This window comes from Pseudomonas sp. ASL3 (assembly GCF_056680425.1).
The window spans coordinates 3,820,841-3,834,738 of record NZ_CM155281.1 but is presented as its reverse complement, the minus strand read 5'-3'; the positions used below and the strand labels follow the sequence as shown (position 1 = coordinate 3,834,738).

Annotated in this window: 11 protein-coding genes; 8 read left to right on the top strand and 3 right to left on the bottom strand. The window is 59.5% G+C overall.

Annotation, left to right across the window (positions count from 1 at the left end; genetic code table 11):
* The first annotated feature begins 78 nt into the window (after positions 1 to 78).
* Together AC1MEE_RS17765 and AC1MEE_RS17760 are read left to right on the top strand one after the other, a co-directional pair.
* A complete protein-coding gene (locus AC1MEE_RS17765; protein WP_480410903.1) occupies positions 79 to 597 on the top strand; it encodes a hypothetical protein in 519 nt (172 codons plus the stop codon).
* Between the two features lie 2 nt (positions 598 to 599).
* Positions 600 to 2,150, top strand: coding sequence for a type VI immunity family protein (locus tag AC1MEE_RS17760; RefSeq protein ID WP_480410902.1), 1,551 nt, complete (start codon positions 600 to 602; stop codon positions 2,148 to 2,150).
* Between the two features lie 66 nt (positions 2,151 to 2,216).
* Here AC1MEE_RS17760 and AC1MEE_RS17755 read toward each other — a convergent pair whose 3' ends face one another.
* Both AC1MEE_RS17755 and AC1MEE_RS17750 read right to left on the bottom strand, forming a co-directional pair.
* Positions 2,217 to 3,923, bottom strand: a complete 1,707-nt coding sequence (locus tag AC1MEE_RS17755; RefSeq protein WP_480410901.1) for an FAD-dependent oxidoreductase — start codon at positions 3,921 to 3,923, stop codon at positions 2,217 to 2,219.
* 60 nt (positions 3,924 to 3,983) lie between these two features.
* The gene (locus AC1MEE_RS17750) at positions 3,984 to 5,234 is read right to left on the bottom strand and encodes an OprD family porin (RefSeq protein WP_480410900.1); all 1,251 of its coding nucleotides are present in this window, start codon (positions 5,232 to 5,234) and stop codon (positions 3,984 to 3,986) included.
* A 233-nt stretch (positions 5,235 to 5,467) separates the two neighbouring features.
* Here AC1MEE_RS17750 and AC1MEE_RS17745 point away from each other — a divergent pair, with 233 nt between their 5' ends.
* The 4 genes from AC1MEE_RS17745 (at position 5,468) to AC1MEE_RS17730 (ending at position 9,364) form a co-directional block, all read left to right on the top strand.
* Entirely contained in the window at positions 5,468 to 6,244 is a 777-nt protein-coding gene (locus tag AC1MEE_RS17745; protein WP_480410899.1) for an IclR family transcriptional regulator, read from the top strand.
* 231 nt (positions 6,245 to 6,475) lie between these two features.
* Positions 6,476 to 7,525, top strand: coding sequence for a Gfo/Idh/MocA family protein (locus AC1MEE_RS17740; RefSeq protein WP_480410898.1), 1,050 nt, complete (start codon positions 6,476 to 6,478; stop codon positions 7,523 to 7,525).
* Between the two features lie 28 nt (positions 7,526 to 7,553).
* Positions 7,554 to 8,369: a sugar phosphate isomerase/epimerase family protein gene (locus tag AC1MEE_RS17735; protein WP_480410897.1), complete on the top strand. Its 816-nt coding sequence runs from the start codon at positions 7,554 to 7,556 to the stop codon at positions 8,367 to 8,369.
* Positions 8,370 to 8,479: 110 nt separating this feature from the next.
* Positions 8,480 to 9,364 carry a DMT family transporter gene (locus AC1MEE_RS17730; RefSeq protein WP_480410896.1) on the top strand — a complete coding sequence of 295 codons (885 nt, stop codon included), beginning with the start codon at positions 8,480 to 8,482 and terminating at the stop codon, positions 9,362 to 9,364.
* Positions 9,365 to 9,448: 84 nt separating this feature from the next.
* On the opposite strand, the gene AC1MEE_RS17725 is transcribed toward AC1MEE_RS17730, so the two are convergent.
* Positions 9,449 to 10,777 (bottom strand): MFS transporter, encoded by a 1,329-nt coding sequence (locus AC1MEE_RS17725; RefSeq protein WP_480410895.1) that lies wholly within the window; start codon positions 10,775 to 10,777, stop codon positions 9,449 to 9,451.
* A 433-nt stretch (positions 10,778 to 11,210) separates the two neighbouring features.
* Here AC1MEE_RS17725 and quiC point away from each other — a divergent pair, with 433 nt between their 5' ends.
* Positions 11,211 to 13,118 (top strand): 3-dehydroshikimate dehydratase QuiC, encoded by a 1,908-nt coding sequence (quiC, locus tag AC1MEE_RS17720; RefSeq protein WP_480410894.1) that lies wholly within the window; start codon positions 11,211 to 11,213, stop codon positions 13,116 to 13,118.
* A 102-nt stretch (positions 13,119 to 13,220) separates the two neighbouring features.
* Complete coding sequence (locus AC1MEE_RS17715) at positions 13,221 to 13,892, top strand: TetR/AcrR family transcriptional regulator (protein WP_480410893.1); 672 nt, start codon at positions 13,221 to 13,223, stop codon at positions 13,890 to 13,892.
* Positions 13,893 to 13,898 lie beyond the last annotated feature (6 nt).

Here is a 13,898-nt window from a genome sequence, read left to right as displayed (position 1 = left end):
GCCGGCTTTTTACTCGGTTTGACTGCGCAACCAGTCTCGCGGGCTGGTGCCGGTCTTGCGCCGAAAGCCCCAATCAAGGTGCCGCGCAGCATCCGCAAGAAAATCCCCGGTGACGTGATAGAGACGACCATCGACATCGCCCTCAAACAAACCACCGCGTCGTTGATGTTCGAAGCCGTGGACGAAGTGCTGGACTGGCGCAGCCCGCTGAAGGCCGAGCCCAATTACAACAGGCACAGCAAAAAAGCGCTGCTGGGCGAGCCACCGACCCGGCCGCATCGAGTGGGTAAGGTCTTCCCGTTCTGGCCGCGCCCCAGGCAAAGCCTCGCGCCGGATCTGGTGATCGTCGAGTACCGCCAGGAGCCGTTTGAGACCGAAAACGTGTTTGCGGCGGTGGAGATCAAGTTTCCGGGGGATTGGGTGAAGAATAGGCAACTGGAGGACTACGTCCGATTGATGATGCCGAATTCAGGACGGAACCGAGAAAACATAGGAAAGGAAAAAGTTGCGCTGTTGCGCGTGCCGGAAGATTGCACCGTCTACGAACCGGACGAAAAAAAGTCATTCCCCAAAAAGGGTACAGGTGGAAAAAAATAACCATGAGTACAACCCACGAAATGTTTAGCACAGAAGAACGTGATGAGTTTGTCGAGCTGCTCAAGGAGTGGCCTAACTCAGAATGGGGCACGGAAGACGCCATGCACAGCGTCAGCCCTTTTATCAGTTTCTACTTTCCTTACGACCCCAAAAAGCATGTCGAAATATCGCTATTGATGGTGGATATTCACGAAGCCTTTGAAGCGCTGGCCGGCAAGCCTTACACCATGGCCGAGCATCCTGATTCGAAGCGACCCTATCCCTACGGGTCCGAGCGCTTGTCGGATCTGCGTGAGCTAGCCAGGAGTTATTTTTTATCTGACACCTTTGATTTCAATTATACGGATGAAACAAATCATGCGACCTCGCCTGCTACTGCCGGCTATTTTTGGCGCAGTTCGGTTTGGAATGATAAGGAAAAAAAAGTTTATTCCACCATTGAGTTTTATTACCGATGGCAGTGGTGGCAGGACAATCGCGATGCCTGGCGCCGCTTTGTCCTGCAGACCATTGAGTTGCTAAAGGCGGAACAAGTCTACAGCGGCTTCGCCATGGCCAATCCCTTGGAGTACGGCACCCGAGCGGAAGTGACCGTCTGGGAGCGTTCGTTGGCATCACGTTTCTATGGGCTGGATATCAACGATGCGTCTGCGATGAAAGACGAATTGATGAACGGCATTCGCCCCCCCACCTGGGCCTTTCTACTCTCCAACAACTGGCGCAACAAACTAGGTCTGCAACGCGAAGCCGTGCGCACCGCGCTGGCTCATCCGCGGATTACGGTCACCGAACTGGAAAGCGGCCAATGGATCGAACTGGGTGAGCAACCCGAGTTGTACCCGGTCGAGCAGGGTGTCCCTGAACTGCCGATGCTGCTGAACAAGCTGATCAAACCGATCCGTTTCGATGACTTGGGGCTGTTGGGGTTCGGGCAGTGGGACGGCGACCCCAACGAGCGCTTCACTGCTGCCGACAGCCGACGCTGGATGGCCCGTTTCGACGACGACAGCGATTGGCCGGAGCCGACGGTACGTTTCAATGCGCCGCCCGCAACCTCATCCACCGAACCTGCTCTTATCAGCGCCGTCGCGGGCATGCCTTGCCTGCAAGCCGGCTGGTGGTTCGCCGTGGGCCAAGCTGACTCGCGCCGGGAGTTCAAGCACGGCGAGACGCTGCCCGCCCTCGACCGCGACGGCACTCACGTCTTCACCCTTTGGCAGCGAGACCCCGATCAGACGCCGCCGGAGCCGGCCCGCCACGCCATTAGCGCAGAACCCGCCCCACGCGAAGGTCGCTGGGAAATGGAGCGTGATCCCTGCGTGGCGTGCCAAGTCAAGTTGAACGAACGCCTGCCACGCCATCAGGGCGAGATCGTCCGCTGGCGCTGGACCCAGGGCGGCATGCGCGCCCGCAGCGGCGAGCCTTGCCCGTATCCGGGGTATTGGGTCTGCGACTACCGGCCAGCAAGCGAGCAATTCATGGAGTTCGAGGCGCCCATGCCAAAGATCGACGGCGACGTGGTGGTCTGGCGTTGGGACGGGTTTAGACGATAAGCGCCCTGCATCGACATCCAACGTTTGACCTTTGCCGTGCTCGATCCGGGAGGCCGAAGCACGGCGTCACTCATACCCGACAGCCTGCGCAATATGGCGGGCGGCGATATAGCCGAAGGTCATGGCCGGCCCCAGGTTGATGCCGCCTGACGGGTAATAACCGCCCATGATGCTGGCCATGTCGGTCCCGGCGGCGTACAGCCCCGTGATGGGTTGACCGCCGGCGTCCAGCACCTGGGCGTTGCTGTCGGTCTTGAGCCCTGCGAACGTGCCGAAGCTGCCCGGCTGTACTTTCACCGCATAAAAGGGGCCGTGTTCTATGGGCGCGACGCAGGGGTTGCTGCCTGGGTAAAGCGGGTCGCCTTGCTTGCGGTTGTAAGCCGTCGAGCCGCGGCCGAATGCCGGGTCTTCGCCCTGACGCGCATGCTGGTTGTACTCGGCAACGGTGTTGACCAACCTAAGCGGATCGATACCGCAGGCCATCGCCAGATGTTCGATGCTGTCGGCGCGCTGGAGGTAGCCTGAACGCACCAGCGGCCACACCGGCACCGGTGCCGGACGCGAAAAGCCCAGACCGTAACGACGCTGGAATCGATGATCGCAAATCAGCCATGACGTCACCTCCTGATCGGCCGGTACCTGTTCGATCATCGCCGCCACGTAATCGTAATAGCCGTGAGCTTCGTTGACGAAGCGCTTGCCATTCGCCAATACGCCGATCACGCCGGGTTTGGCGCGGTCGATGATGTGCGGGAAGTGGCCGACACTGCCGTCGCGGTAGGGCACTTTCGACACCGGGGCCCAGGCCGCTGGCGATTTGAGATCGTCCGCGACCTGACCGCCTGCAGACTCACCCAAACGCAAGCCGTCGCCGGAGCAGGAAACAGGAGGCAAAGCCAAATGTTCATGCCCGCTGGGGGTACGCGGAAACAGTGCCTTGCGCCGGGCGATGTCGTTGGGAAAGCCACCCGCGGCGAGAATCACCGCCTTGGCACGAATCGTCACTTCGCCATTGGCGGTCTTCAACACGGCGCCCCGCACCTGGCCGTCTTCAATGACCAGGCGTTGGGCCGGTGCCGATTCCAGCAACCGCACGCCCAAGTCCTGTGCCGACTTGGCAAGCCGTGCCACCAGCGCCACGCCATTGACCAGATGCATGGCGCGACCGTAGCGCAACAGGTGATAGACATGACGGCCAAACCGCTTGAAGACATACAGCGCCGAGCGGGGTGAACGGGTCATGCTCAGGAACGCGCCGAGGTCGTTGCCGGCCATGATGGGCATGCCCATGAACGAGGTTTCTCGCATCGTTTTGCGCAAGCGTGACAGCAGTGGACCGACCTCGTGAGCGTCGTAGGGGGCTGCGATGACTTGATGGCCCTGGGTTCCCGCGCCCGGCACGTCGCCATGGATATCGGGAATGCCGTTGCCATTGACGAATTGCAGCGCGGTATGGCGCTCGAAGAACGACACCATGTGCGGGCAGGCTTCAAGAAAGGCGTCGATTCGCGCCGGGTCATAGCGCTCACCCAGTTCGTTGCGCAGGTAAGTACGCGGCTGCTCGATGTCCTCGACGATGCCGGCACGCTGAGCGAGAGGATTGCGTGGCACCCACATCCAGCCGCCAGACCAGGCGGTGGCGCCGCCGAATACGGCTTCCTTTTCCGCTACCGTCACCTGTAAACCGTGCCAGGCACCAGTGACGGCAGCGGACAGCCCCGCCGCACCAGAGCCAATGATCAGCACATCGCATTCTTGGGATGGGGCGGGCATCGGTCAGTTCTCTTTAAAGTGGGGCGCAGGTGTCTGGCGTTACCGGTTTTCGTCGTCTTGTTACAGCAACGACAACGGATAGCTGATGATCAGCCGGTTCTCGTCGAACTCGTTGACGCTGTAGTCGCGGCGCATGGTTGAATTGCGCACTTTCAACGACAGGTTTTTGAACGTGCCTTCCTGGATCACGTAAGCCAGCTCCGATTCCCGCGCCCACTCCTGGCCGTTGGTGATGGCGCCGGAGTGCACGTTATCTCCGGTGATATAGCGGTTCATCATCGTCAGGCCGGGAATGCCGAGGGCGGCGAAGTTGTAGTCGTGGCGCAGTTGCCAGGACTTCTCACCGGCGTTGTCGAAGCTGGAGTTGTAGCTGTCGTTGGCCAGCGTGCCGCCGCTGGTGCCGTTGACTCGCATCCAGTTGTCGCCGTCGACCTTTTGCAGGCCGAGGTAAAAGGTGTTTGCGCCGTATTTGGCCGAAAACATCCCTGACCAGGTTTGGTTGTCCAGATTGCCTGCCAAATGGCTGCCATCTTCCTTGCCGGTGAAGAAGCCAAGGTTGGCGCCCAGCACCCAATTACCGATGGGCTGGCTGTGAGTCAGGTTGTAATACTGCTGCTGGTAGATGTTGTCCAGTTGCGAATACCACGCGCCAACTTGGGTGCGCTTGTCGTTGAACGTGTATTCCGCGCCGCCAAAGTTGAAGCGGTCAGACGTCACTGTCGGGCGGTTGAACATCGACATCTTTTCCATACTGGCGTCGTTGCGCGGGCTGTTGCCGCGGAACTGGCCGCCGTAAAGGGTCAGGCCATCGATTTCTTTGGAAGTGATCTGACCGCCACGAAAGGTTTGCGGCAGCGAGCGACCGTCATCGGAGCGCAGGATGGGCAGCACCGGCATCCACTCACCGACCTTCAGTTCAGTCTTGGAAACACGCATCTTGGCGGCCACCCCCGTCCGGCCAAAGTCATCTGCTGGATGGCCGTCACTATGGATCGGCAGCAATTGTGTGCCCCCCGTTCCTTTGCTGCCATCGAGCTTTACCGAATACAGCCCCAGCACATCGACGCCAAAGCCGACCGTGCCTTGGGTGAAGCCGGAGCGGGCATCGAGAATGAAGCTCTGGGTCCACTCCTGAGCAAGGTTTTGCGGGTTGGCGGGGTTGACGAAGTCGCGGTTGATGAAGAAGTTGCGAAGGTTCAAATCGACTTTTGCATCGTCGATGAAGCCAGCGGCCTGGGAGGTGAGTGGCACTAGGACGGTGGCGGCGATGGCCGTGGACAGCGCACTGATGACATGACGGTTTGAGGACATGGTAACGGACCTTTTTATAGTTATTTGTGCATCGAATCTGGAACCGATAGTGATAGTTGGGCGTGGACCTGCGCAATTCGTGAAATACGGATTTGGGCGATTATCGAACGTTAATTAACTAGTCCGAACATTTTTGTCAGTGATACGTCTGCACATTGATGCCAAGGTCATCGGGTTCCTGACAGAACCGATTGTCATTAGAATCCGCACACATTTCCGAGGACGACACCACCATGGCCGGCAGTCAGATCGAACGTGTTCTCAGCGTTCTCGAAAGCCTTACCCGCGAGCCCCATGGGCTGGGGTTGCAGACCCTCGCCGACGATTTGCAGATCCCCAAGAGCGCGACTCATCGTTTGCTCGCCGAACTGATTCGGCTGGGCTATGCGCGGCAAAACCCGGAAAACAATCGCTACCAACTGACCACCCGACTGGTCGCGCTGGGCTTTCGCTACCTGTCCAACGCCGGTGTCGACATCGTCCAGCCCATTCTCGATCGTCTGGCCCAGGAAAGCGGGGAGCTGGTGCGGCTGGGGGTGATCGATGACTTGCGCCTGATCTGGATTGCCAAATCCCAGGGGGCGCGTTCCGGTTTGCGCTATGACCCGGACATGGGCCGGGATGCGCCGTTGTTCTACACCGCTTCGGGCCATGCCTGGCTGGCCAGCCTGAGCGACAGCGATGCGCTGGAACTGGTCAGGCGACAGGGTATCGCTGATCCGGCGGCATTTGGCCCCAACGCGCCGCGCTCCACCGAAGATTTGCTCGCACGTCTGCGCCAGGCGCGCGAACGGGGTTACGCCTGGGTCGAGGAAAGCTCGGCAGTTGGCACCTCGGCGCTGGCGGCGGTGGTCCTCAGTCCCGTCGACCAACGCTGCATCGGCGTACTCAGCATCGCTGGGCCCAGCGTCCGAGTCTCCACCACACGCCTGCATGCATTGGCGCCGATGCTGTTGGCCGCCACCGAAGAACTGTCCGCCGCGAGCCTGGCGTCGGAGCTGTTCGCCTGAATTTCCCCTCCAGTTGACCGTTACGGCGGTCGCCCTCATCTGATTTTTCGCTGCAACCTGCTAGTCGACGATGCTTCGATGAAGGAATATTTGCCCTCTTGATTAAAAAGTGGAACTGAGTTCTAAATAATAAAAAGCGAAGGCTGACAGGCCATTCGGCTGTGTTCATTCGGCTGTGTTTATTCGCTTCGGCAACGGTCACCACAAAAACAATCACATGAGGGTTTTCGTTTGAACTCGCCACTGCGTGTAGCCCTGATCGGCGCTGGCATCATGGGCCGCCAGCATCTCCAGCACCTGAGCAAGGTACCTCAGGCGCAACTCTGCGCCGTGGCCGACCCAGGTCCTCAGGCCGAAGCCTTCGCGCTCGAATGCGGCGTTCCCTATTTCGCGGATCACCGGCAGATGCTCGATCAGATCCGGCCTCAGGCAGCGATCATCGCCAACCCCAATTCCCTGCATGTGCAGACTGCACTGGACTGCATTGCCGCCGGGGTGCCGGTGCTGTTGGAGAAACCCGTGGGCGTGGATCTGGATCAAGTGCGTGCGCTGGTCGCCGCGTCCAGGGCGCAGGGTGTGCCTGTGCTGGTAGGTCACCATCGTCGACACAACCCGCTGATCGTCAAGGCGCGTGAAGTGATTGCCAGTGGCGCGCTCGGACGGCTGACCACTGTCACGGGCCTGTGGCAATTGCAGAAACCGGACAGCTATTTCGATATCCCGTGGCGCCGTGAAGCCGGGGCGGGCATGTTGCTGACCAACTTGATCCATGACCTCGACCTGCTGCGTCATCTGTGCGGCGAAGTGCGTCAGGTGCAGGCGATCAGCAGCAATGGCGTGCGCGGTTTCGCCAACGAGGACAGCGTGGCCGTGCTGCTGCAGTTCGACAATGGCGCGTTGGGCACCATGACGGGTTCCGACGCGGTCGCTGCGCCCTGGAGCTGGGAGCTGGACTCTGGGGAAAACCCGGTCTACCCGCGTCAGCCGGATCAGCCGTGTTACCTGCTGGCCGGAACCCGTGGCGCCCTGAGTATTCCACAACTCAAACGCTGGCATTACGCCGAGCCTGGCGCGGGCTGGCACCAACCGTTGCATCAGGTGACCGAGACGTTCACCGCCGATGAAGCGCTGCGTTTGCAACTGAAGCATTTCGTTGCGGTCGCCCGTGGCGAAACTCAACCGCTGGTGGATGCCGCCGATGCCGGGCGCACATTGGCATTGGTCGAAGCCATCCGCGACGCCGCGCAAAGTGGGCGCGCCTGTACGCCCGCCACGGTGTGATGCCCATTGATAAGTTGAAGAGACGACCATGAGTGAACAGATTTTTTCCCTCGCTGCCCTGACTGTGCTGGAACTCTCGCCGCCAGAGATGGTGGACGTGGCCGCGCGTGCCGGTTACAGCCATGTCGGCCTGCGCCTGGAACCGGCAACGGCCCAAGAGCATCACTTTCCGCTGATGGCCGACGCCGGGTTGCGTAAACAGACCCGGCAACGACTGAGAAACAGCGGAGTCAAGGTGCTGGATATCGAGATACTGCGGCTCAAACCGCAGACCCGAGTGGCGGGTTTCGCGGCATTTTTCGACGTGGGGGCTGAGTTTGGCGCCACGGAACTGCTGATCGCCGGTAACGACCCGGACCAAACGCGCCTGACCGACAATTTCGCTGCACTGTGCGATCTGGCCAGGCCGTACGGCATTTATCCACACCTGGAATTCATGCCCTGGACGGATGCCCGTGACCTGTCTCAGGCGCTGCGTATTGTTGAAAATGCCGGCCGCAACAATGGCTGTGTGCTGGTCGATGCCTTTCACTTCAACCGTTCGAATTCGTCGCTGGACGATTTGGCCCGAGTTGCACCCAGCCGTCTGCGCTACGCCCAGCTCTGCGATGTCGCCGGTCCGCGTCCGGATGATATGGACGAGATTTTGCGTCAGGCGCGTAACGAGCGTCGATTCCCCGGAGACGGTGATTGCGACTTACTCGGGTTGCTCAGGACAATGCCGGCAAACATTCCCCTGAGTCTGGAAATCCCCACCCTGCGATTGCTGGAGCAGGGCGTCAGTGCTTTCGATCGCGCGCGGATGGCGCTCGACAAGGCGCGTGAGGTTCTGAGTCAGCGGTAAATAGATACTGAGGCCAATTAGAGGCTTCGCGATTTCTTACTCAAGGTCGGTGGGCACGTCAGCGCATGGGGTGCCGCCCGACCTTCTTTTATCCATTCAAGGAAGCCCCGATGAGTACCGTCAGTACACCGCTGTCTGGCGTCAATCAGCCACTCAAGGGCATTTCGCTCATTGTGCTGGCAACGCTTCTGTTTTCCACTCACGACACCCTGTCCAAATATCTGTCCGGCATCTACCCGATCATCATGGTGGTCTGGGTTCGTTATGTGCTGCACACCTTGCTAATGGCCGGCATCTTCATGCCATCGGCCGGGTTGCGTGTACTGCGCACCAAGCGTCCAGGTTTACAGGCACTGCGCGCTACGTGCCTGTTGGGCACCAGTCTGTTGTTCACCAGTGGTTTGATGTTCATTCCTCTGGCGGAAGCGACGGCGGTCAACTTTCTCGCGCCGCTGTTGGTCACCGCGTTGTCGGTGCCGTTGTTAGGTGAGCATGTCACGCGTGGACAATGGGTAGCGGTGCTGGTGGGCTTCGTTGGCGTGATGATTATCGTGCACCCGGGCGGCGAGCTATTCACCCCGGCGATCCTGCTGCCCCTGGGGTCGGCGATGTGCTTTGCCTGTTACCAGCTGCTGACGCGGCTGGTCAGCGCCCACGACAGCCCGACCACCAGCAACTTCTTCGCGGGCCTGTTCAACAGCGTGTTGATGAGTGCGCTGGTGCCGTTCTTCTGGCAGACCCCGCAGCTCAAGCACTTGCCGTTGATGCTGGCGCTGGGCACTTGCGGCATGGTCGCGCATTTGCTGTTGACCCAGGCGTTTCGCTTCGCGGCCCCGGCGCTGCTGGCGCCGTTCGGCTACTGTCAGATTGTTTTCGCCGGGTTGCTGGGCTTCGTGGTGTTCTCCCATGCGCCTTCTCTTGTGGCGCAGTTCGGCATCGCGGTGATCTGCCTCAGTGGCCTGGCTGCCGCGTGGCAGCAGCGCAGTAAAGGTTGATCGGGATTGGCTGGAGGGAGCGTTTGACGCAAAAAAAAGAGGCCTGGATTCAGGCCTCTTTTTTCAACGTTCAAGGGTGATGGATCAGTCCTGAACCCCTTCAACCTTGCGTGGCGCCATGAAGTACATCCAGATCAGGGCGATGAAGTACATGGCCGGGATCATGGTGAACAATACGTTGTAGTTGTTGTGGGTGGCGGTCAGCACTGCGCCGACGATCTGGGTCATGAACATGCCGCCAACGGCTGCGCACATGCCACCGAAGCCGAACACGGTGCTCATCAGGTGCTTGGGTGTGTAGTCCATCACCAGGCTCCAGATATTCGCCGTCCAGGCCTGATGTGCACCGACCGCCAGGGCGATGGCCAGCACCGCGACCCAAAGACCGCTGGCGTTGGCGGCGAAGATCACGCTGACGATGGTGATGGCGAACACCAGCATCGATAGCAGTCGCGACGTGGTTGGGCGCATGCCGCGACCGATCAGCCAAGACGACAGAATACCGCCACCGATGCTGCCGAAATCTGCGGTCAGCCAGATCAGGATCAGCGGGATACCCATTTGCGTGACGCTGATGCCCAGGTTGTATTGCTGGTTGAGGAACGGTGGCAACCAGTACAAGTAGAACCAGAAAACCGGTGCGGTGAGCGAGTAGGCAACGGCGAACGCCCAGGTGCCGCGCATGCGCAGGATCTGCGAGAAGGGCACTTTGACAGGCTCGGGATCGACTTCCTTGTTGATGTAGTCCAGCTCACTTTGACGCACGGTCGGGTGTTCTTCAGGGTTGTAATATTTCAAGCGCCACAACACGACCCAGGTCAGGCCCAGCAGCCCCATGCAGACGAACACGGCCTGCCAGCCCCATACGGTCAGGATCAGCGGCAGCAGGGCAGGGGTCAGCATCGCACCGACGTTGGTCCCGGCGTTGAAGATGCCCGTCGCCACGGCGCGCTCACCTGCGGGGAACCATAGTCGCGTGGTCTTCACGCAGGCCGGATAGTTGGCGGCTTCGGTCAGGCCGAGAATGAAACGGCAGACCATGAAGCCGACGGCAGAGGTCGCCAGACCATGAGCTCCCGTGGCGAAACTCCAGCACAACACGGCCAGGAAAAATGCACGCTTGACCCCGACCCGGTCGATGAAGCGGCCTTGCAGCACGAAGCCGATGGCATAGCCGACCTGGAACCAGAAGTTGATGTTGGCGTAGTCCATCGCCGTCCAGCTCATCTCTTTGGCAAGTATCGGCTGCATGACGCCCAGCGCGGCGCGGTCGATGTAGTTCAGAGTGGTGGCGAAGAACACCAGGGCGAGCATGGCCCAGCGGGTTTTACCGACGGCCAGGGCGCCGCGTATTTTTTCGCCGATTCCGTCGCGGGCGGTAGCGGCTAGGGAAGCTGTTTTAGTGTTAATCATGGGTAAGCCATCCGTCCAGAGACCGCGCTGCGAGAGAGGGGGCGAGCATGGAATGCCGGTACGGACAGGATGTGCGGGGAGGCGAAGCGATAAGAGAGTGCATGAGCATTGACCCTATTTTTGAAATTGTTATGAGCTTGCTGGGGTGACGCGACTGCAGAACGCTGCAATCCAAAGGCAATTTTTTTGTTTCAGGCTTGTCCTGCAATGTTGGGCAGATGTTGATGACTGATTGAAACAGGGTCAATTACCTAAACGGGCTTTTGTTCGATAATCGAACACAAAACTAACCAGTTAGTACACTTTGAGTTGCTGTGGTAATTTCACGGAAGAATAATCCCTGCAGCACCCCTTCATGGCTCCGAACAGCCTGATCAACCCGGTGCTCTAAAACTGCGACCCGCAGAGGTCGCGATCATCCAGGAGTTGAAGCATGCAGCGTTCGATTGCCACCGTCTCCTTGAGCGGTACCCTGCCGGAAAAACTCGAAGCCATTGCCGCCGCCGGTTTCGATGGCGTTGAAATCTTCGAAAACGATCTTCTTTATTATGACGGCAGCCCGCGTAATGTGCGCCAGATGTGCGCTGACCTGGGAATCGCTATTACCTTGTTTCAGCCGTTCCGGGATTTCGAAGGCTGCCGCCGTGACCGTCTGCAACGCAACGTCGACCGCGCCGAACGCAAATTCGATTTGATGCAGGAGCTGGGTACCGACCTGGTTCTGGTGTGCAGCAACACCGCCGCCGATTCGGTGGGCGATGAACAGATCCTTCTCGACGATTTGAGCCTGCTGGCCGAGCGAGCGGGGGCCCGCCACCTGCGTATCGGTTATGAAGCCCTGGCCTGGGGCCGCCATGTGAACACCTGGCAACAGGTGTGGAACCTGGTGCGCCAGATCAATCATCCGGCGCTCGGTGTGCTGCTCGACAGCTTTCATACCCTGTCGCTCAAGGGCGACCCCAGTGCCATTGCGCAAATCCCCGGCGACAAGATTTTCTTTGTGCAGATGGCCGATGCGCCGTTGCTGGCGATGGACGTGTTGGAGTGGAGTCGTCACTTCCGCTGCTTCCCCGGTCAGGGTGAATTCGATCTGGCGGGTTTTCTTGCGCCGATCCTGCGCAGCGGCTACACCGGGCCCTTGTCGCTGGAAATTTTCAACGATGGTTTCCGCGCCGCGCCGCCTCGGGCCAATGCTGCCGACGGTCTGCGTTCTCTGCTGTATCTGGAAGAAAAGACCCGTCGACTGATGGAGCAGGAAGCCACACCTATAGCTCCCGAGATTCTGTTCAACCCACCGCCGGCGAGCGCTTACAACGGTGTCGAGTTTCTTGAGTTTGCGGTTGATGAAGCTCAGGGTGCACGGCTTTCCGGCTGGCTGGAAAGCCTGGGGTTCTCTCGTCTAGGACAGCACCGTTCCAAAGCGGTGAGCCTGTTGCGTCAGGGCGATATCAAGATCGTGCTTAACGCCGAACCTTATTCCTTCGCCCACAGTTTTTTCGAAGCCCACGGTCCGTCGCTGTGCGCCACTGCGTTGCGGGTCGAGGACGGCAATCTCGCGCTGGAGCGGGCGCTGGTATTCAAAGGTCAGCCGTATCGCGGCCTGGTCGGACCCAACGAGCGCGAGATTCCCTCCGTGCGCGCACCGGATGGCAGCCTGATCTATCTGGTTGAGCCCGCCGAACCAGGCCAGTCGATTTACGACAGCGATTTTGAAATCGATCCACAGGCCCCTACCGGCGGTGGCTTGCAGCGCATCGACCACATGGCCATGGCACTTCCGGCAGACAGTCTGGACAGTTGGGTGCTGTTTTATAAAAGCGTGCTGGACTTCGAGGCTGACGACGAAGTGGTGCTGCCGGACCCTTATGGTCTGGTCAAGAGCCGGGCGCTGCGCAGCCGTTGCAGCACGGTGCGCCTGCCGTTGAACATTTCGGAAAACCGCAATACGGCGATTTCCCATGCGCTGTCCAGCTACCGTGGCTCTGGCGTACATCACATCGCGTTTTCCTGCGAAGACATTTTTGCCGAGGTCAGTCGGGCCAAGGAGGCCGGCGTTCCGCTGCTGGACATTCCGTTGAACTACTACGACGACCTGGCTGCCCGCTTCGACTTCGACGACGAGTTCCTCAGCGAACTGGCGTATTACAACGTGCTTTACGACCGTGATGCCCAAGGTGGCGAACTGTTCCACGTCTACACGGAGTCGTTCGACGATCGGTTCTTCTTCGAGATACTGCAACGCAAGAATGGTTACGTCGGCTACGGCGCGGCCAACGTGGCGGTGCGTCTGGCTGCCATGGCCAAGAGCCGTAGCGGCGCGACACGGCAGGCCCGGCTCTGACGCAGAGAGGCGCTGCGCGCTCGTATAAACGCGAGCCGCAGCTTCCTTGAAGCTGATGCGCAATCCATAATCGACGGATCCCACCGTGGTCTTGAGCCCATAATGAAAAATATCGACGACACTCTTGCCGCGGCGCCCGTCGAGGCAACGCGCAAGAGCCGAAAGAATAATCCGGAAAAAACCCGCGAAGGCATCCTCCAGGCTGCCGTCGCCGAATTCGTCTCTCAAGGCCTTTCTGGCGCCCGCGTCGATGCCATCGCCGAGCGCACGAACACTTCAAAGCGAATGATTTATTACTATTTTGGCAGCAAGGAGCAGCTGTACGTCGAGGTCCTGGAAAAGCTATACGGCGACATCCGGCGCACTGAAAGCGGGTTGCACCTGGCTGAACTGGAGCCGCAGGAAGCCATCCGTCGACTGGTGGAATTCACGTTCGACCACCATGACCTCAACAGCGATTTCGTGCGTATTGTCAGCATCGAAAACATCCATAACGGTGAAAATCTCAAGCACTCATCGGTGATCCGCGCCATGAGCCACAATATCCTCCATGCCTTGGACGACACGCTTCGTCGAGGCGCGGCCAGCGGGGTATTCCGTCAGGACTTGCTCGCCATCGATGTGCATCTGCTGCTCAGCTCTTTTTGTTTTTACCGGGTGTCTAACCGGCATACCTTCGGCGAGATCTTTCAAGTCGACCTTTCTGATGAAAAGGCCAAACAGCGGCAAAAGACCATGATCTGCGAGGCGATCCTGCGTTACCTGCAGGCGTGAGGTGTA